Consider the following 26,093-nt stretch of genomic DNA (forward strand, 5'->3'; position numbering starts at 1 on the left):
TATTTAGAGTATTATATTCAGTTTATAAAGATTACTTTACAAACTTAAATTACATTGTTAAAGATCATCCATTTCTCATTAGTCTTTCATCAAATGTTTTTGATGTCGTTCCTCTGTTTTTGGACGGGAATTATAGAACTTTTTTCTCTCTTTGTCAAGAGGATTTACTTTAAATAAACTTAAATTTGTTAATTTATGGTTTTTGGGGATTTTTATTAGTTTTGTAATAAATGTCCTGCTAAGTTTCCGCTTGAAAATGACCATTGTAAATTATATCCACCACAAGGTCCATCTAAATCCATTACTTCCCCACAGAAATATAATCCATCTATTAATTTACTTTGCATTGTTTTTGGATTAATCTCTTTTAGTGTAACTCCACCTCTTGTAATCATTGCTTTTTTATAACCCACTGAATCTATTACTGTTAATGGTGTTGATGCTACTATTTTTACAAGATTATTTCTTACTTCACCTTTTTGATCTTTAAATTTTAATGAGATATCTGCATTTACAATATTACATAATTCTTTTGATACTGATAGAGGAAGTAACAAGGCTAAACTTTCTAAGACTGTTGCATCAGGATTAATGACAGATTGTTTTTTGAAATGTGAGAAAATATCATCTTCATTTTTTCCTTTTACCATATTAATTAGTAAAGGAACTTCTTCATACTGTTCTAATAATGGTGTGATTTCTCTTGAAAAATCTAAAACTACTGGTCCTCTTAAACCTTTTGAAGTAAATATTAAATCACCTATTGCTTTTAATTTTTTTGCTTTTTTCAAATCTATTTTGATAATAGCTTTTGCAATAGTATCAGCGGTACAGTTTGCAACCCAAGTTTCTTTTGTATAAACAGGAAGCATTGCAGGATAAAGGTTAGTAATTTTATGTCCTAAATCTTTTGCAAATTCATATCCATCACCATTAGCACCAAGAACAGGAAAACCTAATCCTCCTGTTGCTACGATTACATTTTTGCAATTAAATATTCCCTTATTAGTATTTACTCCTGTAATTTTAGTTTCTTCACATAATAAGTTTTCAACTTTTACATCACATTTAATTTCAATTTCTAATCTATTTAGCTCTTTTTCTAATGCTTTTATAATTGTTGATGAGTTATGAGTAACTGGGAAAATTCTAAAACCATCTTTTGTATCAGTTTCAACTCCAATACTTTTGAAAAATTCTCTTAAAGAATTCTTATCAAGCATTTCAATAGCAGTACTCATAAAACGTCCATTTTTCCCAAATGAGTTCATAAAATCTTCATTACTTAGCGTATTTGTTAAATTACATTTTCCTCCACCTGTTGCTTTAAGTTTTGCTCCAAGTGTTGAAAGTTTTTCTAAAAGAAGTACGTTTTTACCTTGTTTTCTTGCAGTTATTGCAGCAATCATTCCCGCACCACCAGAACCTATTACTATTACATCATATATATTTGTTTTCATAAGCTAATAATAACTAAAGATGCTTAAATGTTTTATCTTTAAAATTCGATATAATAATAATATGAAAATAAGACTAGCAACATTTAACCTATTTCAATTTGTAAAACCACCACACTCATGGTACACTAAAAAAGAAAAGTTTACTAATGAACAATGGATAAAAAAAACCACTTGGATTAAAAAACAAATTAAAAAAATGGATGCTGATGTTATTGGTTTTCAAGAAGTTTTTTCAAGAGATGCATTAAAAATTCTAGTTAATGACTTAGGTTATAAATATTTTGAGACAACTGATGCTGCAAAATTAAGTAAAAATAATCCATTAATATTTGTATCTACAACAGTTGCAATTGCTTCAAAATATCCTATTACAAATATGCAAGAAGTTAAAGCACATATTCCAAGTATTAAAAAGCATAATTTTGAAGGTTTCTTTAAATTCTCGAGAATTCCTATTAAAGCAACAATAACTCTTCCTAATGAAAAAGAATTTTTAGTTTATGTTTCTCATCTGAAATCAAATAGATTAAATGAATTTGAATATGTTTTTAATGAAGAAGATAAATTATCTTATAAAAAAGAGTTAGTAAATAAAGCTTTAGAAGATAAATATTCATCTAGTCTAAAAAGAAGACTTTGTGAAGCTTCTTCACTTTTTTTTGATATTAAAAAATCAAAGAAACCATGTGTATTAATGTGTGATTTAAATGATAAAGAGTTTTCAATAACAATTGATGCTTTAAGTAATAATAAATATCATGATGAAAAGAGAAAAGAGACTTTTATTTTACATGATGCATATCATCAAATTGAACACGAAATATATAATCCTCATCCTGAACAAAAAGAGATTTTAAGAACTCCTACTAGTTATTTTGCTGGAAAAGGTAATGTTATTGATTATATTTTTGTTTCAAAAGAGTTTAATAAAAGAAATAAGCAAAATATTGCAAAAGTTAGTTCATATGAAATATATGATGATGCAATAAGAAGTAATCATGATGGATCTTTGCTTACAAGTGATCATGCACAAATAGTTTGCGAATTAACCTTTCATTAATAAATCATTCACAAACTCTTAACAATAGGAGTATATAATACTTTTATCGTTTAAGAAAGACCGCGAATCTTTCTTATTCTTAAAAGAGTAATTTTGTTGTGATTTTTACTTTTTCTCCTTTTTAAGGTCAAGTGTCTTTTGATATTTGGCCTTTTTATTTCCTATATTAATAAACTTAGAAATCATCCATAAATTCACGCTTTTTTTCTCTTTTAATATCATTTCTTTTATATTCTATAATTTCTTCAACATATTTTTTGTGTTCAATTCGATTAATCCCTTTAAACAAATCAAGTAAAGATTCAAAATATTCAAGTTCTTTTTGATACATAGGAATAGCACTACCACTCCAAAACTTAGAATATTCTTCAAAAGACAACTCTTTAAAATCTTTAAATTTAATACCTAAATCTAAAATATGTTTTATAAATATTTTTCTTTGCTTATTACTTAAACATAATATTAGGTCTTTAAATATAAATTTAATCTTTTCATTCTCATTTATATTTTTTTTGATAAAAATTTTTAAATAGTCAATTTGTTTATCTTTTAATTCACTTTGTGAATCTCTATGTTCTTTAATATTAAAAAATACTCTAAATTTTGAACCAAAAATTTCTATATCTTGATTTTCATAAAAATAGTTTGTAATTTTTTCTATTATGTCTTGATAATTGTTTCTTTCCCATAATACTTCATATTTTTTATGTAAAGATTTTTCTTTATCTTTTTGTTTTAAATAATCAAGTATAAAATTTGAGTCCAAATCTAGAATTACACATAGAGTTTTAGAATCATAATCAAAATGTTTTGAATAATTATCTAATTTTAAATAAATTAGTTTCAGTAATGTAAAATCATTTTTAAAAAGTTTAATTACATCAGTATTTGAATCAAAAAACATTTCTAATCCATCTAGAAATCTATTATTTATATTTGACTTTTCAAATAATATTCTTGATATTTTGATAATTATGTCTTTATCAATTTTTGTATATTTTTCTAAAAAAATCGGATGAAATGGAATTAGTTGTATATCTTCATTTATAGAATATAATTCCACTAAGTTTTTTATATCCTTATTGTTTATATATTTTTCTTCTAAACATTTATAAAAACTAAATTTGTATCTATTTTTAAATCTTGGAGATAAATTATCAATAAAAATTTCAATCTCATTTTTTTCTTTTATTTTTAATAATTTAGAAACAATAATATCTTCATTAAAATTCAAATTATAATCATTCTTAACTATTATATTTAGTACATCTATAAACATATCATTATTAATTACTAGTAATAACTTTGAAAGATTAGTATTAAAAATATATTCTCTATTATCTCCAAAATTTAGACTATAAATTTTACTTAAATTATTAAGAAGTTTTTCAATATCTGTTATTTCATAGTTTTTGATATATTCAAATATTTTATTTTTTATTAGTTCATCTATTTTTTCAGTATCTTTATCTTTATCCCAAAAATTTAGATAATCTAAATAAAATATTTTTTCAATTTCAATATATTCATGTTGAAATTTTCTCTCTAAACTTAAATCATAATCGATTGAGTATTTTTTCCATAATTTACATAATTTTAAAACAGTTTTTACTTCTAAATAATTTTTTGAATCAAATCTTTCATATATACATTTAGTAATAACATCTTTATCCCAATTTTCTATTTCAGAAATTTTCTTTTCATATCCATACTCATACTCAGATAATAAATCTAAAACTTTTTTTGCTTCAATTTTGTACAAAGAAAAAATGTTTTCAAAAATAGTTTCTCGAAAGCTTTTTAAACTAGGTATCTCATACAAACCAAATATATTAGTAGAAATAGTTTTATTATCAGATAATTGAGTTGATTTAAATTGTGTTTGTAAATAATACTCATTAATCTCAAACAATAAATCTATATAAATTCCACTATTTTCATTTTGTATTTTCTTTACAATAAAATCAATAATAAATTTTTGAATTGAATAATCTTCTTTATAAGAATACAGATGAAATCCAAATTCATTTTTCAATATTTCTAGTAATTTATCAGAAATAAGATTATTCTTTTCATAATAGGTAAACATTAATTCAATTACATTTTCATAATTTTCTTTATCATTTGAAAATACTTTTATTAATTCTAGGATTTTGTCATTTGAATATTTAGTATTGTTTATTTTTTCAATATCTTCATTTGATAAATTATCTATTAATTTTTTCAAATATACTAAATTACTTGTTCTATCAAGATACCAAAAGAATTTGATTAATTCATATTCTTTATCTAAATCTTTTTCATATTCTTTTTTCAATTTATCAAAAGAGTTTTTTAGTTTATTTGTTATTTTTTTAAAATCAAAACTATTTATAATAGGATTTATAACTTCATTTAATTTTTGATTTTGTATTAAAAAAAACTTAGTAATAAATAAATCACTATCTAAAATATTTTCAACAAATACAATTTTATAAAAAAGATATGTAGATAAAATTTGATCAGATACTTTTACTACTTCATTTTCATATAAATCAACAATTTCCAATTGATTTAGAACTTTCACTTTTTCCCAAAATAAATTTATCTTTAAATTAAAAAGTTCTTCTATTTGATTAACTTGGATTTCATTTGTTTTATCAACAATTCTATAAAAAGATATTATTGCAAATACTTTCATAAGTTCAATATCTTCAAATATCTTGATTTCACTACTCATTGATTTATAATAAATATCATAAACATTTGAAATATCATTTATAGTTGCTAAATTATTTGATTCAGAAGCTATTTTTGAAATCATTACAACAAGTCTTGGGTTTCCTTTTGATAAATATTGTATTCTTTTTATATATGAAGGATTTAGAATTTTAAAATCTTTTTTTATAATATCTTCGATATAGTTTTTTTCTAATTTATCAATAAAGACCTCATCAAAACTAAGCTTTCTATTAGATAATATATCAATAATCTTATCTTTTGCATAATCTCTTACTGTCATAATGATTTTCAAAGTATTATCATTTATTTTTTCTGGATATAACTGAATTAAATAGTCTAATGTATTATGAACTCTATTTACATCATCTATAAAGATTAAATATTTCTTTTTCCCTTGAAAAAAAGTATTAATATCATCAAATAAGTCAGCACTTCTATTGTAAATACAAACTATTTCATAATCAAAATCTTTTTTATAAGACTTTATTACCTCAATTACAACTTTTGATTTTCCTATTCCTGCTTTTCCTGAAACAAGTACAAAATTGTTTTGATTTAATTTTTCAGTAATTTCTTTTTTTTCATTATCTCTACCATATAGATTTATATCTAAAGGAGTTGCAAATTTATTGTATTGAGAGACATCAATAAATTCATCAAGTTTTAAAATTTGTTTTGTTGAAGGTTTACGCTTATATATTATTTCTAACATTTTTAATACAAAAATCATTATTGTAAAAAACATTGTTATACTTACTATTAACCAGCTTCCACCACCAACAAATATATCAACTAGTCCCAGTGCTAATTTTTCTTCTGGAGGAATGTAACTTTTTATTAATATATTTAATTTTTCACCAAGATTTATAAAAAATATTTCACATATTATTACAAAAAAGAACTTCCAAATAAGTGTAAGATATGATGGACTCTTTATTAACCATTTAACAAATTTATTCTCAAATAATATCCCTGTAAATTTGTTAATTCTTCTTAGTTTTTCAAGATAATTCATATAAGTCCCCTAATAATTCTTTATTATATTATTTTTAAATAAATTATTAGTGAATATATCGAATAATCTTTATTTCCTCAAATACTTCAAAGTCGTAATAATAATATCATCATCATCTTTACTTGGGCTTTTTATTGTTTCTTTTGTATCATCACTTTTTGTAAATGTTATATTCATTTCGTATGAGCTTACTGTTTGAATGCCTTTTTGTAAACAAAGAATTTTAATCATAATTAACTCTAGAAATTGTTTTGTTGGTAGGTCTGGTTTTCCAAATCTATCTTCCATTTCTTCTTCTATTTTATAAACTTCTTCTTTCTGTGTTGATTTTGAAAGTCGTCTGTATAATTCTAATCTTACTCTATCTTCAACTATGTAATCACTTGAAATAAATGCTGATATTGCTAATTTTATATCAACAGCTTTTTTCTCTTCTTGTGAATCTCCACTAAGTGTTGCTAGTGCATCTTCTAACATTTTTAGATATAAACCATATCCTATTTGTTTGATGTGTCCACTTTGTGCTTCACCTATAATATTTCCTCCACCTCTGATTTCTAAATCTTGATGAGCTAGAGCTGTTCCACTTCCTAGGTATGAGTTTGATTCTAAGGCTACTAATCTTTTTACTGCATCTGATGTGATTTGTTTTTTATCTTCTACTACGTAATAACAAAAACCTTCTTTATTGCTTCGTCCTACTCTTCCTCTTAGTTGATGTAAATCTGCAATACCAAATCTATCTGCTCCATCTATAATAATAGAGTTTGCATTTGGAAGGTGAAGTCCTGATTCTACTATTGAAGTTGCTAATAATATATCAAATTTCTTTTCTTCAAAAGCATCTAGGATTTTTTCTGTATCGGCTGGTTTTATTTTTGAGTGAATTATTTCAACTTTTATATTTGGAACTATTTCTTCTATATCTGCTTTTTTTGCTTCAATCGATGCGATATTATTATGAACATAGAAAAGTTGTCCACCTCTTCTTTTTTCTCTTAAAACTATTTCTTTTATTAACTTGTCACTATACTCTTTTACATAAGTTCTTACACCTAATCGCTCTGTTGGTGGTGTTAAAAGTGAACTCATTCCTTTTAGTTTTGATAAAGCTAGATTTAGAGTTCTTGGAATTGGTGTTGCACTCATTGAGAAAATATGTACATCTTCTCGTAAGTTTTTAAGTTTTTCTTTTTGTTTTACACCAAATTTATGTTCTTCATCAATTATTACTAAGGCTAAATCTTTTGCTGTAATTCCTAATAATGAATGAGTTCCGATTACTAACTGTATTTCTCCAGAATTTAGACCTTTTTTTACTTCACTTTTTTCTTTTGCAGTTGATTTTCCATCAAGTCTTGCAATTGAAAAATCATAAGCTTCAAATCTTTTTTTCATACTGTGATAATGTTGAGTAGCAAGAATTGTTGTAGGACATACAAAAATTGCTTGATGTCCGTCTAAAATAGTTGCTAGTAAAGCATTCATAGCAACTTCAGTTTTTCCAAAACCTACATCTCCTGAAAGAAGTCTATCCATAACTCTTCCTGAACTTAAATCTTTGAAGATTTCATTTACTGATCGTGTTTGGTCTTTTGTATAATCAAATCCTGAACTTTTTCTAAACTCTTCTAGTATATTTTTATTTGTATCTATTTTTATACCATTTACAAGTTCTCTTGCTGCTGCTAGTTTAATAATATCATTTGCTATTGCAAATAATCTTTCTTTTACTTTTTCTTTTAATTTAGCAAACGAACCTTTTCCAAGTTTATCTACAACTGCATAAGAGCTTCCATCTGCTACATATCTATCTACTAAATCAATATTTTCAACAGGAATTAAAAGCTTATCATCACCTGCGTATTTAACTATTACAAAATCTCGTTTTGCACCCATTACAGTAACAGGTTCTATTCCTTTGTATTGTCCAATACCATGTTTTTCATGAACTACGAAATCATTTACTTGTAATTCATCAATTACTAGTTTTATTTTTTTCTTTCTTCTTTTTTTAATCTCTTTATTTAGTGAGATTATTACCTCATCATTACTTACAAGATTTACAATATATGGTTCAAAAACATAATTTATATCTTTGTTACTTAAATCTAAGTCATAGGCTTTTACCTTAGCTTCAGTACTTGAAATAACAGTTACTTTTTTGCCTTGATGGAAAGAGATAAACTCTTTTACATTTGCAGGTGCTATTTCTTTATGAGTTTTACTTTTGAAAATTTGAGGAGTTGCTAAGAATTTATCTTTATTTATTCTTTTTTCTTCAAATACATAAACTTCTTCAAGTTCATCAAGTGATTCTTGGGTAATAAAACAATTCATGGAAGATGGTAAATATTCACCTAAGTCATTTAAATACCAAAATCCTAGAGAGTGAATATCTTTTATAAATGCATCACTTGAAACTTTTTGGATTTCATCTGTAATACCTGAATATGTTTGTTCATCTAAAGCTAAAAAAGCAGGAGGAATATTTATAGTTTCTATTTCATCTTTGAAAGATTTTTGATCTTCTATATCAAACTTTCTAATACTTTCAACTTCATCATCAAATAGTGAAATTCTATATCCAAACTCACTTCCTAAAGGACAAATATCTATAATATCACCTCTAATTGAGGCTTCTGCTTCGCTTGTAACAATATCTACAAAGTAATATCCCCAATTGTAAAGTTTTGATTTGAACTCTTCTATATTTATAGTATCTGCAAAATTTATTTCATAAGTATCAAAACATTTCTCTTTTGGTAAAGGAAAAGAGATTGTTCTTATTGGTGAGATTAAAATCTTATTTTGTTTTTTATATGAATAAAAATCATTTAATGTTTTTGTTATTTCTTGTAACTCTGTAGAAAAAGATAGTAAGTCATCACCAAAATTTGCTCTAAAATCAGATAATACAAAAGGTGTAAAACCTAAAAGTGCAACAATATCATTTGCCATTTGAGCTTGTTTATCATCATTTACGATTAGTAACTCACAATCTTTTAGTTTTTTATTATCTTTTAAACCTTTTAAAAATTCATATATATTATTCACTATTTAGTTTCTTCTTCTGTTAATTCAAATTCTTTTGTAGTTTTATCATAGTAATAAGCTGGATAAGGAGTTTCATTTAATAAAAAGATTAAATTTGCATCATTAAATCCTGCTTTTTCTAATCCTTCTTTAAACATTTGTAAAATAAAAGCTCTCGTTGTAACCAATGTTGTAGTTGAACTTGATGTATAAACATTTTTTTCACCCTCAACTACTTTAAAACTTTTTCTTTTTAAAAATTTATTTAGTTTTTCTTCATCTTCTAAACCACTTACATCTAATAATACTAATACTTCTATATTTTCCATATTTATAATTCCTATATATTTATCTCATTTGAACGTATTGTATTAAAATTAGGTTTAATTAACGAAATATTAAACTATTTACATATTTTTGCTTGCTCAATTTTCTAGATAATCAATTATGATTTAGTTATAAAAGAGCTTTGAGTTCCTAAAAATTTAAAATCAAAACACGAATTTAATCCATAACACAAATAAAATTTTATACTCACTCTTATGAGTTAGTTTATTCTGATACTTATAAATAATATTTTAATGTTTTAAGAAATAAAACTTTTAAATTCTTCATTTCTTAAATTAAAAGATATAATACCCACTAATTTAATACAAAAATAAACAGGGGTAAGTATTTGAGAAATCAAGTAAAAAATTTATTAAGAATCATAAGATTTTTTCCTCTTCTCATCATACTTGCAATTAGTATATTAGTAATAACTGTTCTAATCAATGAAGAGAAAAGAGAAATACAAGTTGAAAAAATAAATATAGAAAAACAATTTCTTCAAGATGAAAAAGAAAGAATAAAATTAAATGTCGATACTGTATACAATTATCTTAAAATACATAAAGATATTGCTGAAGATGAACTAAGAAAAGATTTAAAAAGTAAAATCAATAATGTGTATAAAATAATATCAAATATTTATATTAATAACAAAGACAAAAAATCTAAAGATGAGATTATCCAACAAATTAAAGAAGCAGTTGATACTATAAGATATAATAATGGCAATGGATATTTCTCAATACATACATTAGATGGAATAAATATTCTTCAACCTGTTAATAGAAGTTTTGAAGGAACAAATATATTTAACAGAAGAGATACAAAAGGTAATTATAGTATACAAAAAGCGATATCAATTGCAAAAAATAAAGGTGAAGGTTTTTTTACGTGGTATTTCCCAAAACCTAATGATAAATCAAAAGAGTTTGAAAAAATTGGAATTGTAAAAAAATTTGAACCATATAGTTTAATCATAACAACAGCTGTATATAGAGATGATTTTCTAAATAAATTAAAAAAACAAACTCTAAATTATATTTCACAATTAAAGTATAAAAATGATGGATATATTTATATAATATCATTTAATGGCGATATAATTTATCATCCATCAAAAAAACTATTAACTGCTAATATCTTTAGAGAAAAAAGATTTTCTTATATAAAAAATTCTTTTAAAGAATTAATTTCTAAAAATACTATAGATACAGCAGATTACTTTCTAGTTAAATCCAAAATAGATAAAAAAAATACCCAAGAAACTAATATTACTTATTCAAAAAAGTTTAACAATTGGGAATGGATTATATCTACAAATTTTAAACTTTCAGATGCAAATTATATTATAGAAAATATGAAAGTCCTTCAAGAAGAAAAATATGAAAATTATAAAGATGATATTATTTTTTATGGATTACTTTTTACAATATTCTTTTTAATTATTTCATATTTTATCTCTAAATTATTAGAAAAAGAATTTTTAAAATACCAAATTAAAATTGAAGAAGAAAAAGATACATTACTACTTTCACAAAAAATCACTAAAGTGGGACATTGGAAATATGAAGTAGCAACAAGAAAAGAGTATCTTTCAGAAGAAATTAAAATAATGTTTGGAATAAAAGAGATAAAAGACAATATATTTATTGATTACCTAAAAGAAGTTTTACATAAAGATGATTTACCTAGAGTTATGAAAGCATTTAATAAAACATTAGAAACAAAAAAAGATTTTAACCAAATATATAGAATACATAGACCTAATAATAAGATTAGATGGATAAGTAGCAAGGCTACACTTAACGAAGAAAAAGGATATATAAAAGGTGTTGCACAAGATATAACAGAATTAAAAGAACTAGAACTAGAAAAGAAACAAAAAGATGATATGTTATATCAACAAAGCAAAATGGCTGCTATGGGTGAAATGCTTGGAAATATTGCACATCAATGGAGACAACCTTTATCTACAATTTCAACTGCATCAACTGGTGCTAAACTACAAAAAGAAATGAATATTTTAAGTGATGAGCAATTATATAAATCATTAACTATAATTAATGATTCTGCACAATATCTTTCACAAACAATTGATGATTTTAGAGGTTTTTTTAATCCAAAATATAATATAAAAAAAGAATTTGATATTAATAAAGCTATTAATAAAACTATAAAATTGTTAAATTCTCAATTTAACGCAAAAAATATAGAGCTTATAAAAAATGTACAGAATCATAAACTTAAATCAATTGAAAATGAAATAATACAAGTTTTAATAAATCTACTTAATAATGCAAGAGATGCCCTACTTTCTAAAGAAAAACAAAGAAGATTAATATTTATTAATACATATAGAAAAGATGATAATATATATTTAGAAATATTGGATAATGCAGGTGGAATTGAGAAAAATATTATAAATAGAATTTTTGAACCATATTTTACGACAAAACAAAACTCACAAGGAACTGGAATAGGATTATATATGAGTCAAGATATTATAATAAATCATTTAAAAGGTAGTCTTGTGGTTTCTAATGAAAAGTATGTATTTGAAAACATCCACTATACAGGAGCTAAATTTATTATTTTACTACCTTTGTCTTAAAAGCCTTATTTTAAGGGCTTTAAAAATACCTGTTTTTAAATTGTTCCAAAACTGAACCAAGTTTGTACTAGTTAAGTAAAAAAGTTCCTCTTCTTTTCTTATCATTCTTAATATACTTTGCATAAGTTGAAAGAGTGATGTTAGAATTTTTATGTCCTAGCATATTAGAAACCCAAAGAATATCTTCTCCGCTTGAAATCATCATACTTGCAAAAGTATGTCTCATTTGATATAAATTTCTATATGGAATCTCAAGTTTTTTTAAAACCTTTTTCCAATAAGTTGTAGAAATCTTCATTGCTGAGTGATATGGTTTATTTAAATTAGAATTAAATACATATTCAGAGTTATCTATCTTATATTTTAAATGATTTTTAATGTAAGGAATAAGTACATCTAAAATATCTACATCTCTAATACTAGATTTAGTTTTAGGACTTGTTTCAATTCCTTTATTTCTTGTAGCTCTTACATGAATAACTTTTGAATCTAAATTTATATCAGACCATTTTAGAGCAGTTATTTCTCCAGTTCTCATACCAGTAAAAAATCCTATTGCAAAGAATAGTTTTATTTTATTAGGTGTTGCATCTAAGATTCTAAATATTTCTTCTTTTGAAAAAGGTTTATTCTCTCTTATTGCAATATTTTTAGGAGACTTAACTATTGAAAAAGGATTTTTAGGAATCAATTCATCTCTAAATGCATCTTCTAAAATACCATGAAATATCACTCTTATATTTATTACTGATTTTGAGGATAATTTTTCTAATAGATTATTTTGCCATAAGGCTAATTCACTAGGTTTTAATGAATCAATTTTTCTATTACCAAAATAAGGAATTACATGTTTATCTAAATTAGATTCATAACACTTATGAGTTAATACTTTTCTACTAGCTTCATTCATCTTCAAACTAATATCAATCATCTCTTTTACAGTTGGAACAATTTTATTTTCAAAGAACTCTCCACTATGTACTTTTAAAAGCATTTGCGGAATTATTTGTGTTGTTGCTAATTTTCTATTAGCTTTTGTATCTTCTATATTAAGTGACTTTTTAATCACTTCACCATTTAAACTAAATCGTACCCAAAGCTTTACACCTCGTGTATATAATTTAGGTTCTGTCATCTTCATCATGTTATCTCCTGTGATAACACCTTAAAATAACAACTACTAACAATAGAATTAATTTTACAAGAATTCATATTAAATCCTTTAGAACCATATTAGCTATTTCTTTTGGCTTCATCATATTTTGAGAAGAAGTTACCCATTTATCTAATTCAAGCTTATCAAATAACACTCTTCCTGCTTTTTTATAATAATGTTTGCCTTCTATAAAATGATCAGCCTTTAGCTTATGTATATGGTCTTTTGAGTAACCAAGATAATATGCTGTTTCAGCAACATTTAGCCATCTTTTTTCAACTTTATTTTCTATCTTTTCACTTAATACTTTTACCATTTCTACTATTTGTGGTATTTGATTTACTGCTTCTATATTTAGATTCATGGGAAATTCCTCCTTTCCTTTTTGTTTTTTATATTATTGTAATCTTTGCAAAAAATCTTTTTTAATGATTAATTACAAAGATTTAGACCTTTAATAACTATTATCATGCTCTTTTCAAGTAATAATTAGTCATTTCTTCTCTTGAATGATTTATTTCTTTTGAGATCTCTTTTAAAATTGTTTTATACTCTTGACCTAGTTCAAGTCTTTTTTCAACTTCATTTTTTACAAATGTGTATCTAAAGTCATGAGGGGTAACATCATAAGCTTTTAAATGATTTGCATAAGTTCTTTGAGTTGGAAGATTATCAACTAATTTAATTTTTGTAAGCAATGAAGAAGTAATATTTTTGGGAGTATATTCATGATTTCCTTTTCCTATTACTCCTATTAACTTTCCATCATTGTAATATTTATCAATATTTCCAACAACTTCAAATGCTTCGGAGACTCTAAATCCTAGTTCTAATTGTGTTTGAGCAACAACTGCTATTTCATAGCTTTTTTCATACAAATTATTTATCAATTTATCAGCTTCATTTATTGCTCTTCCTTGTATAGGATTAATATCAGGCATTTGTCTAATCTCCATCATCTTTTCTTCAAATACATCTTTTGTAACTAACATATCAACATTAGATTTTTCTAATCCTTCTAACATAGAAGAGAATGCTCTAACATAGTTTTCACATGAACTCTTTGCTAAATCTTGTGTTCTATAGTTTAAAAACTCTTTAACAGTCTCATTATTCATATGAATATTAAGTTTGCCTTCTAAGCCTTTATTAGTACAGTACTCAGCAAAACTTTTACTCATTTCTGCTCTTTTTATTGATAAAGCTGATGAATGAGTTTGTTTATCTGTTCTTCCATGTCTTTTTTCACCAAAAGCTGAAAGCCTATGGTGAATATCCTTTACTTGCTTTTCAAAGCTACTTCCTTTTAAATTAGCCATTTCTTTGTATCTCATTAGTTTTTATAAAGTTAGCTATTGCACTTCGTGAAATAGTTACCTTGTGATGTAGCTTTAGATATCTTGCAATATTTATTGCACCTGATCCTTCTTGATATAACTTAATAATTACATCCATATATTTTGAGATAATTAGATTTTTTGTTTTATATTTACTCTTTTCTTTAAGTTCTTGTGCTTGTTTTTCATTAGCTTCTGTTTTTAATTCATCTAAAATTATATAGCTCTTTAAAAGTAAATTACCATCTATTTTTAAATACTTTGCTTGTTTAAAAAGTAAAGATTTCACTTGTTCTTCTGGCAAAGAAATATTCTTTACTAATTTTTTAATTTTTATATTATTGAAGCTCATTTTTTATTCTCCTTTTTTTGAATTATTAAGGCAATAAAGCCCACTCTTAACGTGTTTTGAATAGTAGTATAAAATTTAAAAAAAATCTTTTTTTATTGAATAATCAAATTTTTAGACTAATATATTCAGCATTCCCTAGAAGGAAATATAATTTTTAAAAAAAATATTCAATTACAAACACAAAATGTTTTTACTTTACAATTAAAGCAGTAGAGATTGTTTAGCAATGTAATTTACTTTTTAGAAAAGAAGAAATTACGAAAGAAAATAATGACTATATAAAACTTACTAGAAAGTAAGCTCTAATAGTAGAAAGACTGCATTAATAACAGCACCATATAATCTGATTAGAATTTTATAATTGATTGTATTTAAGGCATGTTTCTTATTTAATTGTTGGAAAGCTTCAATTCTATAAAGCTTTTTATCGTTGTTAATAGTTGTTAATATTCATATTCATACCTTTAAAAATTAAGAGATAATCTATCTCCATACTTTTGTTATAGGAAAGTATTTGAAAAAAAACAAGTTTTAAAAAAGAATTTTGAAATTTCTTAAAAAAAGCATAAAAAAGTCGTTTTTAAAGTATCACGAGCGTAATACTTTAAAAGCCCGATATTATCGAAGCTTTTAAGCATCTTACTTAATATCGCATTTTTTATAGAAATTTCCCATACCCTACAGGATGGGTTTTCTATAAAAAAAATTCGGGAGACACGTCTCCCGGTCTCTATGAAAAAACGCAAGCTTATTTTCATAGAGACCGGGAGGGTGACATGCGTGGAAAAGACTTTGTGAGCGTGGATTTAATTGTTTGGAATGGGATATGAAATTGTATGAAGCTTTAAATGATTAATTTTTTGTTCCACAATCCCTTAAGGTTTGTGAGACTTTGTAGTTTTTACTTTTTGAACACTTTGTGGAACACTGAAAACTAATATGAGTGTTTTATGTTCCAAATATAAGAGGTTTAGCAACTTAACGTTTAAAATGAGACAATAAATTGCTCCTAGGGTAATTTATTGTCTCCTCTGATTTGTTAGCATTTAATTTAATCCTAACAATGCAACCAAGACTGCTAGAATTAAGCCAGCACCAATTGTCATAACCCAAGGATTATTTAAGAAGGAAAAAATGAAGTTTGATGTTTCATGTCCAGGAGCTCCTGTAATATACAGAGAAGTTACATCTTCTCCTGCATATACAATATCTTCTAGTTTGTAACCATACCCTAAACTGATTATTGCTATTGAATCTGATTGTCTGTTTAGTTCTTGAACCCTCTTAAAACTTTCGTCTTGAATAATAGAACGCTCGTCTTCATTTTTTTTGTTCGTACGTATAATTTGAACACTTTTAATATTTTCAATACGGACCACGTCTTTGTCGCATAATATATCTTTACCCTTTTTGTATAGTCGAACAAACTTCATTTTTAACTCTTGTTCTGATAAATCATCCAGCACGCACTGAGGATTCTCAGGCGACTCTGTGAATGTGACTAATACATGGTAATAAGGCATCTGTTCTCCTGTATCCTAATGTTTAAAATGAGCCGATGAATTGCCAATAAGGTAATTTATTGGTTCCTCTGTATTGTTAGCTATTTATTCCAATCTTTACTTCTAATTCTTCCCGTTTGATAATACGTTGATACTAATTCTATATAATCTTTAAAATCTTCATTTTCAACGACGATACGATTAACGGACTGCCAATCAATTTCTGGTCTTGCTTTAGCAGGTAAAATCATTTCACTTTCAGATGGATTTTCGGGATTTAGTAAAATTACTCCTACCCCATGAAGAGCCGAAAGCATTCGGAGTTCTTGTTCTACTTGGCTGCTTGAAATTGCTGTTGAAACTAAATAGCCTTCATTTGCCCAACTTGAATTACTTACAGCTTGGAAGAAACTTTTTCGTACATTAGAACCATTGAGTTCTTTTTTGACCTCGAATGACCATAAGCGAACGCTTTGTCCATCGCCATGTTGTATACAAGTTCTTACTAAGTTATTCCATTCTTTGTCTACTGCTTGCATTGCTACTATATCTGGATGCAACCATTGATTTCCACCTGAACCGCGTTGATTCTTTGACCTTTTTTCATCAATTCGTAAGCAGTAAAGCTTATGCTCGGATTTTAAATATTCAATGAGAATTGGATATAGATCATGTTCAGAAAATAATTTGTTGTTTGGAACAGATATCACTTCATCATCCTCTTCATCATTTATATCTATTGTATCTTCCCCAACTAATTTTTCAGGATCATACCAATAAACACGAGGACGAGGTTTGTCTTGCCAAAATACATGTGGATTGTTTTTGATAATTTGATCTTTTTGCGCTCCAATTTCAGCCACAATCTGAGATATAAAGGCCTTGTTGTCATTAAATCTTGGATTGTTCCTTTTTTCTGCATAATCTTCTGGGTACTCAGAAACAATGGCATCAGCAATTTGTCTAGCATTGAAACGTTCATTGGGATTTATTTTTAAAAATTCTATAATTTTTTGTGATTGAGATAACCTTGACACTATTTTAGAACCTCCATATTTTTTCTAGTTAGCTATTTATTCAACAAACATTATATTTAGATTAGCTTGATATCTACTAAATAAATGAACGCTGAAATTATTAATTTGGATTATATATTTTTAAGAAACGAAATATTTTTGTTCTGATTATTTAAAGATGTCCAAGCTAGATAATTTTCCAAAAACAATACTTATTGAACATATTCCAAATTTTAAGTCTTTTTTGAACAATCTCAAAATTAGTAAAAACTGCTCCAAAAATAAGACTTTTAAAGAAAACTATGACTTTTTGTATCAAAAATATTCATTACAATATGTAATTTTTATTAACTATTATATCAATTTGTAATATGAAATATCTTGAATCCTATCACTTAACAGACCTTGAAAGCTATTGCAAGAATAAGTGCATTAGTATTGTAATAGATCATCATAATGAAGATAGAGATAAGATTACTTACTATCGTGGCTTATATGGTGGTTATCTTTATGGTAAGAAGTTAGCAAGTAGTTTAAAAAGAACAAAAAAGAGATTAACTAATATTGAATTGTACAATCATATAAAAGTTCACAAGAATTGGAAAGCTAAAAGTCGAGGTGAGCAAGATGCACTATATGATATTATGAATTATTTGAGTTGATTAAGTAGTTACTTGTAATTAAATAATAATTTATTATGATATTATAATAAAATTATTAATATAAATTATAAGGTTATTAATGTTAAAAAAAGAATATTACTTAATTAAACAATCCTTCCCTCATTTAGATGTAAAAATAAATAAAATTTATTGTCCTACAAATATCCAACATTTAAAAAAGTTTATTTCATATATGGCTGGTACTATCGAAGTATATTTATATAATGAAGAAAATGGAAAAAGAGAAGATTTAACTGAAAGTTTAGGCAATAGAAATTTTAATGTGTATGATCATAGATTTGAATTAGTAAGATTAATTAAAATGATATATTCCCATCCTCATTTAAAAAATAAGTATATTTCATTTTATGCTCTGTCTGACGTAAGACCAGACTTTTTACCAAAATTTTTTATGTTTAATTATGTTTATACAAGTCGTGGTTTAGAACATCAATTTGAAAGTGATGGAATTAGCTGTAAGATTGATGATCATAATAAAAAGCAAACTTATGGAAATGAATATGAAGTTTTTATTGCTGAGAAATATCAAGATAATGGTTATTCAGTAGAGAATAGGGGAATTAAAAACTCATTTAATGATGGAGGTTTAGATGTTATTGCCAGAAAAGATAATAAACTTATTTTAGTTCAATGTAAAAATTGGACAATGTCTAATAGTTTTAAAATAAACCAAAAAGACATTAGAGCATTTATAGGTGATTGTTTTATATATTTAAAAGATATTAATTTAGAAGGAATAAAAGTTTCTTATCATTTTATAGTCTCTCATGATAATATATTAACAAAATCTGCAGAAATATTTTTAAAACAAAATACTTTTGTTAAATTTAAGTGTGTTGCTTTTGAAGACAAAAATTTAATTGAATAAAAAAGTGGTAATAAATGAACTCATACAATAAATTAAAAACTTTTCTAAAAGATAAAATGAGAATGTCTCATATTTATTAACCCGTATTTATAAAAGAACTAATAAAGAATAATGGTACTTGACATAAATTAGAAGATATTGCAAAAGCCTTTTTGAATTATGATAAAAGTCAAGTTGAATATTATGAATACATAACTAAAACAATGGAGTGGTAATATAAATTCATACTCGGAATTGAAAAATTCTGAGATAAAATAACAAGTTTAACAACCTGTAGATTTTGGAATTTCTTCTAAACTTCAAACTAAATTGTTCAACTTTAATATGATTTTAATTACTACTGGTAATTGATATAAAACTCTAGACTATCCTGATTAATTAATCATAGGTCTAAAGTTTCATTTAGATAAATAAAATTGTTCCAGTTTCGTTCCAGTTTTACCAAGGATAAACAAAGCATATATCTTTTTCATTTGTTAGAAAGTTGCTTTTTAAGGTGTTTTGTATATTTTAATCAATTATCTAATAAAATTTATTATAGAAATTCCACTTGAATAAGAATTCTATATTATAAACTTAGCTTTTTTTGCCTTACATTATTAACGTAGAAACTAAGCCAATTAATCCACCAAAAACGGCACCCCAAATTACTAACCATCCTAGGTGTTCTTTTATGATATTTTGTACCATTTCTTTTACCATTAATGGTGTTAATTCATCTAGTCTTTTATTTACAACTAAACTTAATTTTTCATAGATATCTTCTGATAAACTATCTGATTTTAATGCATCTTCTAATACTTCTTGGAAAGCTTTTGTTTTTGTTATATCTATTATTGAGCTTTGTAATTTTTTTGTAAATGGTTCTTTCAAAGGTTCTAAAGCTTCAACTCCTCCGAACATTCCTAGCATTCCACCAAATGATGATTCCATTACTGATTCTTTTAAAGAGTTATAAGCTGGTGTGAAATCTGTTTTATTTAATATTTTTTCAAAGTCTACTGTTTTTTTTGCACTTTGCATTTCATCTTGGAAAAATCTTGATAAGTTTTCTTTTGTAAAAAACTGATTCATTAATAGATTATGAATTGAACTTTTAAATTTTGCAAAATTCTTTTCTATTACTCCACTTCCATATAAATATGGTACCTTTTCAAAAAGCATATGGATAGCTAATGTATTTGTAACTGCTCCACTTAATGCAAAAAGTCCAACCATAAAAATAGTGTCATTTCCATTTGAATAACCATAAGCCATGATTAAAACTGTTATTAGATTTGTTATATCTGATTTGTTCATTTATTAATTTCCTTACTCTTTTATTTGTGAATTTTATCATAATTTTTTGAAAATATTATTTTAATAAATAGTGTTACTGTTTTGTAATCAAAGCAAACTACAATTTCAAGAAGGAGCATATATGATAGATGTACAAAAAGAGATAGAAAAGAAATTTCCTAATATTCATAAGAAGCAAGATTTTTTAAAAAAATCCCTATTTAAGATTGCAAAAAAAATAGTTCATGAAGATTCTATAAACAATTTTTTAGATGAAAATTCACATTTAAAAGGTTTGGAGTTTGTTGATGCTGTATTAGATTATTTTGATTTTGATTATAGTGTTTCTAGTACTGATTTACAAAATATACCAAGTAGTGGGAAAGTTGTAATAATTGCAAATCATCCCTTAGGTGGACTTGATGCACTTTGTTTATTAAGATTAATTTCACAAGTAAGATCTGATATTAAAATAATTGCAAATGATTTTCTAGCAGGATTTGAAGCTTTAAATAATCTTTTAATTCCAATTGATAATTATAAAAACAGACAATCTAAAACAGATATTAAAAAAATTTATAAAGCTTTAAATAATGAAGAAGCAGTGATTATTTTTCCAGCAGGAGAAGTTAGTCGTGCGACAACAAAAGGAATAAAAGACCCATCTTGGAATAAAGGTTTTCTAAAATTTGCTCAAAATTCTAATTCTCCAATATTACCAATTTTTTTAGATGCAAAGAATTCAAAAACGTTTTATACAATTTCTGTAATTAATAAAACTTTTTCAACTCTTTTACTATCAAATGAGATGTTTAATAAAAAATCAAAAAGAATTAATATAAAAATTGGTGAGATTATTCCACATGAAAATATTTCACCAAAAGGTTTAGATAAAAAATATCTAATCAATTTATATAAAAAACACTTATACTCTTTAAAAAAGAGAAAAAAAAGCTTTTTTCAAACACAAAGTGCAATTGCACATCCTCAAAAAAGACAAGATTTAATGAATGAATTAAAATTATCAGAGCTAATTGGTGAAACAAATGATGGTAAAAAAATATATTTATATGATTATACTGATGATTCAATTGTTTTAAAAGAACTAGGACGCCTTAGAGAATTATCTTTTAGAAAAATTGGTGAAGGTTTAAATAAAAAAAGAGATACAGATAAATATGATATTTATTATCAACATATTATTCTTTGGGATGAGAATGATTTAGAAATTGTAGGTTCATATAGAATTGGAAATTCTAATTTTATTTTTAAAAATATTGGTGTTAAAGGTTTTTATTCTAATACTTTATTTAAATATAATGAAAGTTTTACTCCATATTTAAAAAACTCAATTGAACTAGGAAGAAGTTTTGTTCAACCCAAATATTGGGGGACTAGAGCGCTTGATTATCTTTGGTATGGAATTGGAGCATATTTAAAAAAGAATCCAAATATCAAATATATGTTTGGTCCTGTTTCTATGAGTGCTACATTTCCAACAATTGCAAAAGATATGATGATATTTTATTATTCTCATTATTTTAAAGACCCAAAAGAGATGGTAAGTGCGAAACTTCCTTATCAATATTCTAATAATATCAATGAGATTAAAGACTCTTTTTGTTTAAATGATAAGAAAAAAGATTTTAAATTTTTAAAATCTACACTATTAAGTATGGGTTTTTCTATTCCAACGCTTTATAAACAATATAGTGAAATTACAGAAGATAATGGTGTAAGATTCTTAGGATTTAATATTGATAAAAATTTTGCTGAGTGTATAGATGGATTTATACTAGTAAATGTAGAAAAGATAAAAGATGCTCCAAGAAAAAGATATATAGATAGAGACTAAAAAATCTCTATCTAATCAAGGCTACAATACATTACCTCGTCAACTACAGCTCTTGACATATGTTTTGTTTCAACAACTACATGCTTTAAGTGTAAGCTTTCTAATGCTTTTTTCTCACCATCAGTGGTAACAGTAACAATGGTTTTAACATTATTTGTTAAAGTATCAACAGCTTCACAAATTAATTGTAATGCATCAGGATTATTAACTGCAACAATAACAGCTGAAGAGCTCATTATATTTACTGAATTTAAAATATGTTTTTGTGCTGCATTTCCAAAAACAATAGGTTCTTTTCTCTCTTGTCCTAATTGGTAAAACTGTACATTATGCTCTATAATTATATATTTTTGACCAACTGCTTTTAATTCTTCAACGATTGATTGTCCATATCTTCCATATCCTAATACTACAACATGATCTTGTAAATCTTTATCCAAACTATAAGAAGCAGGAGCCACCATTACATTATCACTAATTACTAAGCCTGCTACTTTTTTTAGATTTTTTAGAATAATTGGTGTTAAGATCATTGATATTACAATTGTTACAATTAAAATTTGAGAATAAGTAGGGTCAACTAAATCTTGACTTCTTCCTAATTCTAAAATTGCTAAAGAAAACTCTCCAATTTGAATTAATGAAAAGGCAGTTTTAAAGGCAACTCTTTTTGTATCTTCTAATTTTACTAATGTGTAAATAATTATATATTTTAATCCCATTAATAAAGGAAGCAAAATAAGAATAATTAAAATATAATCTGCCATTACACCAAAATTAATTTGCATTCCAACTGTTATAAAAAAGACTCCTAATAATATATTTCTAAAAGGAATAAGATCAGCCTCAACTTGATGCTTAAATTTTGTTTCAGAAATCATCATACCTGCAATAAATGCTCCAAGTGAATATGAAAAACCAAAATAATAAGCTAAATATGATGAACCAATAGCAAGAAGTAATACAGAAGCTACAAAAAGTTCATCAGATTTTGTTTTTGATACATGAGTTAAGAATGGTTCTAATAAATACTTACCAGATACAAAAAGTAAAGCTAATAATACAACAGCAGCAAGAAGTGTATTTAAAATCATAAAGACAACACTTTTGTCGTCATTCATAGTAAAAAAAGATATCATAAGTAAAATTGGGATTACAGCAATATCTTGCATAATTAAAATACCAAGAACTCTTTTCCCATAAGGTTTTTTTATCTCTTTAGTTTCATTAAAAGTTTTTAATACAATTGCTGTAGAAGATAAAGAAAGTGCTGCACCTATAACCATAGATGTTTTAATATCTAGACCTATAATATAATAAGAAACTAGACACACAACTAGAGTTGTAATTATTATCTGTAATGAACCAGTAACAAAAACTTCTTTTTTCATCTTTTTTAAATGTTCAATAGAGAATTCCAGCCCAATTGTAAACATTAAGAATACTACACCAAACTCTGCAATCTCTTTTAAATCATGATTATTTACAGCTTCGTGTAAATTAAAAAGATATGCGATTATTGTACCCGTGAAAATATAACCTATAATAGTAGGTAACTGAAATCTTTTTAAAATTAAATTTATTACCAAGGCAATTGATAGTGTAGCAACAATTATTCCTAACATTCTTTAATACTCCTTTTTATTTATAGTGCATTTGCTTGTATCCTTGAGCTCTTTTTTTGAAAGCTGAATTAAGCATTGCGTTATTTGAATCTAGAAAATCAATAGCTAAACACTCTTGATTTCCCCTTCCTATTCTTCCTAAATATTGAACTAATCTACCATAATATGAAATAGGTGTTGCAAAAAGAATTGTATTTAAATGAGGAAAATCAATCCCTTCTCCAAAATAAGAAGTACTAGCTAGAATCAAAGATTTATCTTTGACCAAATTCATATTTTCTACTTGTTCTTTTTTATTCATACTTCCATGAATACTCACACAATCAATATTTTCTAACATTAATAAATGCTCTAAAATATTTATATGTTCTATTCTATCTGTTAAAAGTAATATTTTTCTAGATATATTACTTTTAATTGCATTGATAATTAAATTATTTCTCTTTTCATCAATACAAAGTTCATTTATAATACTTGCATAATTATCAGCTTGAGAAATAAAATCAGTTCGAATAACTTCTAATTTATTTGTATGTGTTCTTTTCTTCTTATATTCGTAAGCCACATCTCCTAATTGCTCATATAAAATTGGTTGTAATCCATCTTTTCTATTTGGTGTTGCACTTAAACCTAATATATATTTACCTCTAAAATTCTTAATAATTTGCTCAAATGTAACAGCTGGAATATGATGACATTCATCAACAATTACAAATGAATAATCATGAATATACTCAGGATTATTTTTTAAACTCTGCATTGTTGCTACATCAATACTTCCATTTAATTTATTTTTACTTTTACCTAAATAACCAATATCTTTTTTATCATAAGAAAAATAATCAACAAATCTGTCAATCCATTGGTTTAAAAGCATATTTTTATTTACAATAATTAATGTTGAACAAGCTCTTAATTCAAACATCTTAGCACCTAATAATGTTTTACCAAAACCAGGAGGAGCTACACAAATACAAAAATCATTTTTATTTATTTGATTTATTGCATCTTCTTGTTCTGGTCTTAATTTAAACTGTACTTTTTTTGTTTCAATTGTATTAAAATATCTTTTATCTTCAATTTTAAAAGAAACTCCATTGCTATTAAAGAACTCACATACTTTACCCTTGAGTCCTCTTGGAAGCATTAAATGAACATTATCTTCCTCAAAACTTTGTATTACTCTTGGTGTATTATATAAAGGCTTTCGTAAGCCTAATAATACTTTTATTTGTGGATTTTCAAAAGAAGCTAGAGATTTTAATTTATTAATTAAACTTTTTGATAACATTGCAGTTGGAATATATAAAAAATCATATAAAACCATATCAATACAATTTACAGGAAAGACAATATTCCCAAAATCTTTTTCATCATCTGTATTATTACTAATTTGTGTATTATTGTAAACAATCTGCTTAGATATTTTTTGTACATTATTCAAAATAATCCACTGATCTTCATATATCTTATTTGTATTCGCATCTATAAATATTGTTTTATTTTTTTTTCTATTTTTTAAATGTAAAGGAAGTTCAATACTATTACCAAGATTTGATTTATTTGCAAACTCTTTATCTGGATATATTTTTGCACTTATATTTGCTTTTTTCAAAATATATGTTGCAAAATTATAAACAATTTTTGAAGGAATATTCTCTTGCAAAAATAACCAAGCTACTAAAGAATTATAAGAATTCAATTCAAAATAAGCTCTTATATTTAAAGAGTTTAAAACTGTTTGTAATTTAAATTTATCTTCATCTAAAAGCTCAAAAGCTATAAACTTAGACATATTATTTGAATCAATACAATATGTTGATAGTTGAATCAAGCCTCTTAGATGACTTTCAATTTCTTTATTTGTAATAGGTAAATAATCTTCACCTTGGAAGGTTTGTGTTACTGGATAAAAACCACTTTTATTTCCATCTTTACTTATCCATTTTTTTGCATAAATATCAGAACGTGCTACAAATAAAGATTTAAATATATCTATCTTTTCATTTTTATTAAATGTAGTTTTTAATGATTGAAGATTTTTTTCTTCTTTAATCTCTGATTCTAGTTTTCTAATCTGTATTTCTATATTTTCTTTTTGTAAATAAAGATTCTTTAATTTTTGTTCAAGACTTATCATACGCTATTATAAAGGCTTATACAATAATATTACTAGCTTTTTATTCGA

At 25.2% G+C, this 26,093-nt stretch carries 17 protein-coding genes; 4 read left to right on the forward strand and 13 right to left on the reverse strand.

What is annotated here, in order from left to right:
• Positions 1-215: 215 nt before the first annotated feature.
• Complete coding sequence (locus D9T19_RS06315) at positions 216-1,460, reverse strand: BaiN/RdsA family NAD(P)/FAD-dependent oxidoreductase (RefSeq protein ID WP_121627386.1); 1,245 nt, start codon at positions 1,458-1,460, stop codon at positions 216-218.
• A gap of 61 nt (positions 1,461-1,521) precedes the next feature.
• Here D9T19_RS06315 and D9T19_RS06320 point away from each other — a divergent pair, with 61 nt between their 5' ends.
• A complete protein-coding gene (locus D9T19_RS06320) occupies positions 1,522-2,520 on the forward strand; it encodes an endonuclease/exonuclease/phosphatase family protein (protein WP_121627387.1) in 999 nt (332 codons plus the stop codon).
• A 175-nt stretch (positions 2,521-2,695) separates the two neighbouring features.
• On the opposite strand, the gene D9T19_RS06325 is transcribed toward D9T19_RS06320, so the two are convergent.
• The 3 genes from D9T19_RS06325 to D9T19_RS06335 form a co-directional block, all read right to left on the reverse strand.
• On the reverse strand, positions 2,696-6,256 hold the full coding sequence (locus D9T19_RS06325) for an NACHT domain-containing protein (RefSeq protein WP_121627388.1): 3,561 nt from the start codon (positions 6,254-6,256) through the stop codon (positions 2,696-2,698).
• Between the two features lie 69 nt (positions 6,257-6,325).
• Complete coding sequence (gene mfd, locus D9T19_RS06330; RefSeq protein ID WP_121627389.1) at positions 6,326-9,313, reverse strand: transcription-repair coupling factor; 2,988 nt, start codon at positions 9,311-9,313, stop codon at positions 6,326-6,328.
• Entirely contained in the window at positions 9,313-9,621 is a 309-nt protein-coding gene (locus tag D9T19_RS06335) for a hypothetical protein (RefSeq protein WP_121627390.1), read from the reverse strand. Before D9T19_RS06335 ends, mfd begins: the two co-directional genes overlap by 1 nt.
• Positions 9,622-9,968: 347 nt before the next feature.
• On the opposite strand from D9T19_RS06335, the gene D9T19_RS06340 reads away from it, so the two are divergent.
• Positions 9,969-12,233, forward strand: a complete 2,265-nt coding sequence (locus D9T19_RS06340; RefSeq protein WP_121627391.1) for a cache domain-containing protein — start codon at positions 9,969-9,971, stop codon at positions 12,231-12,233.
• A 67-nt stretch (positions 12,234-12,300) separates the two neighbouring features.
• On the opposite strand, the gene D9T19_RS06345 is transcribed toward D9T19_RS06340, so the two are convergent.
• The 6 genes from D9T19_RS06345 to D9T19_RS06370 all read right to left on the reverse strand — a co-directional run bounded on the left by D9T19_RS06345 (position 12,301) and on the right by D9T19_RS06370 (position 17,617).
• On the reverse strand, positions 12,301-13,377 hold the full coding sequence (locus tag D9T19_RS06345; RefSeq protein WP_228197974.1) for a tyrosine-type recombinase/integrase: 1,077 nt from the start codon (positions 13,375-13,377) through the stop codon (positions 12,301-12,303).
• Between the two features lie 64 nt (positions 13,378-13,441).
• On the reverse strand, positions 13,442-13,753 hold the full coding sequence (locus D9T19_RS06350) for a helix-turn-helix domain-containing protein (RefSeq protein WP_121627392.1): 312 nt from the start codon (positions 13,751-13,753) through the stop codon (positions 13,442-13,444).
• A 103-nt stretch (positions 13,754-13,856) separates the two neighbouring features.
• A complete protein-coding gene (locus D9T19_RS06355; RefSeq protein ID WP_121627393.1) occupies positions 13,857-14,708 on the reverse strand; it encodes a site-specific integrase in 852 nt (283 codons plus the stop codon).
• Entirely contained in the window at positions 14,701-15,078 is a 378-nt protein-coding gene (locus D9T19_RS06360; RefSeq protein WP_121627394.1) for a hypothetical protein, read from the reverse strand. The genes D9T19_RS06355 and D9T19_RS06360 overlap by 8 nt, the downstream gene beginning before the upstream one ends.
• Before the next feature lie 1,046 nt (positions 15,079-16,124).
• Positions 16,125-16,511, reverse strand: coding sequence for a hypothetical protein (locus tag D9T19_RS06365; RefSeq protein WP_162984552.1), 387 nt, complete (start codon positions 16,509-16,511; stop codon positions 16,125-16,127).
• A gap of 170 nt (positions 16,512-16,681) precedes the next feature.
• Complete coding sequence (locus D9T19_RS06370; protein WP_121627396.1) at positions 16,682-17,617, reverse strand: COG2958 family protein; 936 nt, start codon at positions 17,615-17,617, stop codon at positions 16,682-16,684.
• A gap of 720 nt (positions 17,618-18,337) precedes the next feature.
• Here D9T19_RS06370 and D9T19_RS06380 point away from each other — a divergent pair.
• The gene (locus tag D9T19_RS06380; RefSeq protein ID WP_121627398.1) at positions 18,338-19,147 is read left to right on the forward strand and encodes a restriction endonuclease; all 810 of its coding nucleotides are present in this window, start codon (positions 18,338-18,340) and stop codon (positions 19,145-19,147) included.
• A gap of 591 nt (positions 19,148-19,738) precedes the next feature.
• Here D9T19_RS06380 and D9T19_RS06385 read toward each other — a convergent pair.
• Positions 19,739-20,446, reverse strand: coding sequence for a DUF445 domain-containing protein (locus D9T19_RS06385; RefSeq protein WP_121627399.1), 708 nt, complete (start codon positions 20,444-20,446; stop codon positions 19,739-19,741).
• Positions 20,447-20,567: 121 nt separating this feature from the next.
• On the opposite strand from D9T19_RS06385, the gene olsF reads away from it, so the two are divergent.
• Positions 20,568-22,280, forward strand: coding sequence for a bifunctional ornithine lipid synthase OlsF (gene olsF / locus D9T19_RS06390; RefSeq protein WP_121627400.1), 1,713 nt, complete (start codon positions 20,568-20,570; stop codon positions 22,278-22,280).
• A gap of 11 nt (positions 22,281-22,291) precedes the next feature.
• Here the strand turns inward: olsF and D9T19_RS06395 are convergent, their stop codons facing one another.
• Positions 22,292-23,905 (reverse strand): cation:proton antiporter, encoded by a 1,614-nt coding sequence (locus D9T19_RS06395; protein ID WP_121627401.1) that lies wholly within the window; start codon positions 23,903-23,905, stop codon positions 22,292-22,294.
• Positions 23,906-23,921: 16 nt separating this feature from the next.
• Positions 23,922-26,045, reverse strand: coding sequence for a DEAD/DEAH box helicase (locus tag D9T19_RS06400; RefSeq protein WP_121627402.1), 2,124 nt, complete (start codon positions 26,043-26,045; stop codon positions 23,922-23,924).
• Between the last annotated feature and the right edge of the window lie 48 nt (positions 26,046-26,093).

Source organism: Poseidonibacter antarcticus (genome assembly GCF_003667345.1).
GTDB lineage: Bacteria > Campylobacterota > Campylobacteria > Campylobacterales > Arcobacteraceae > Poseidonibacter > Poseidonibacter antarcticus.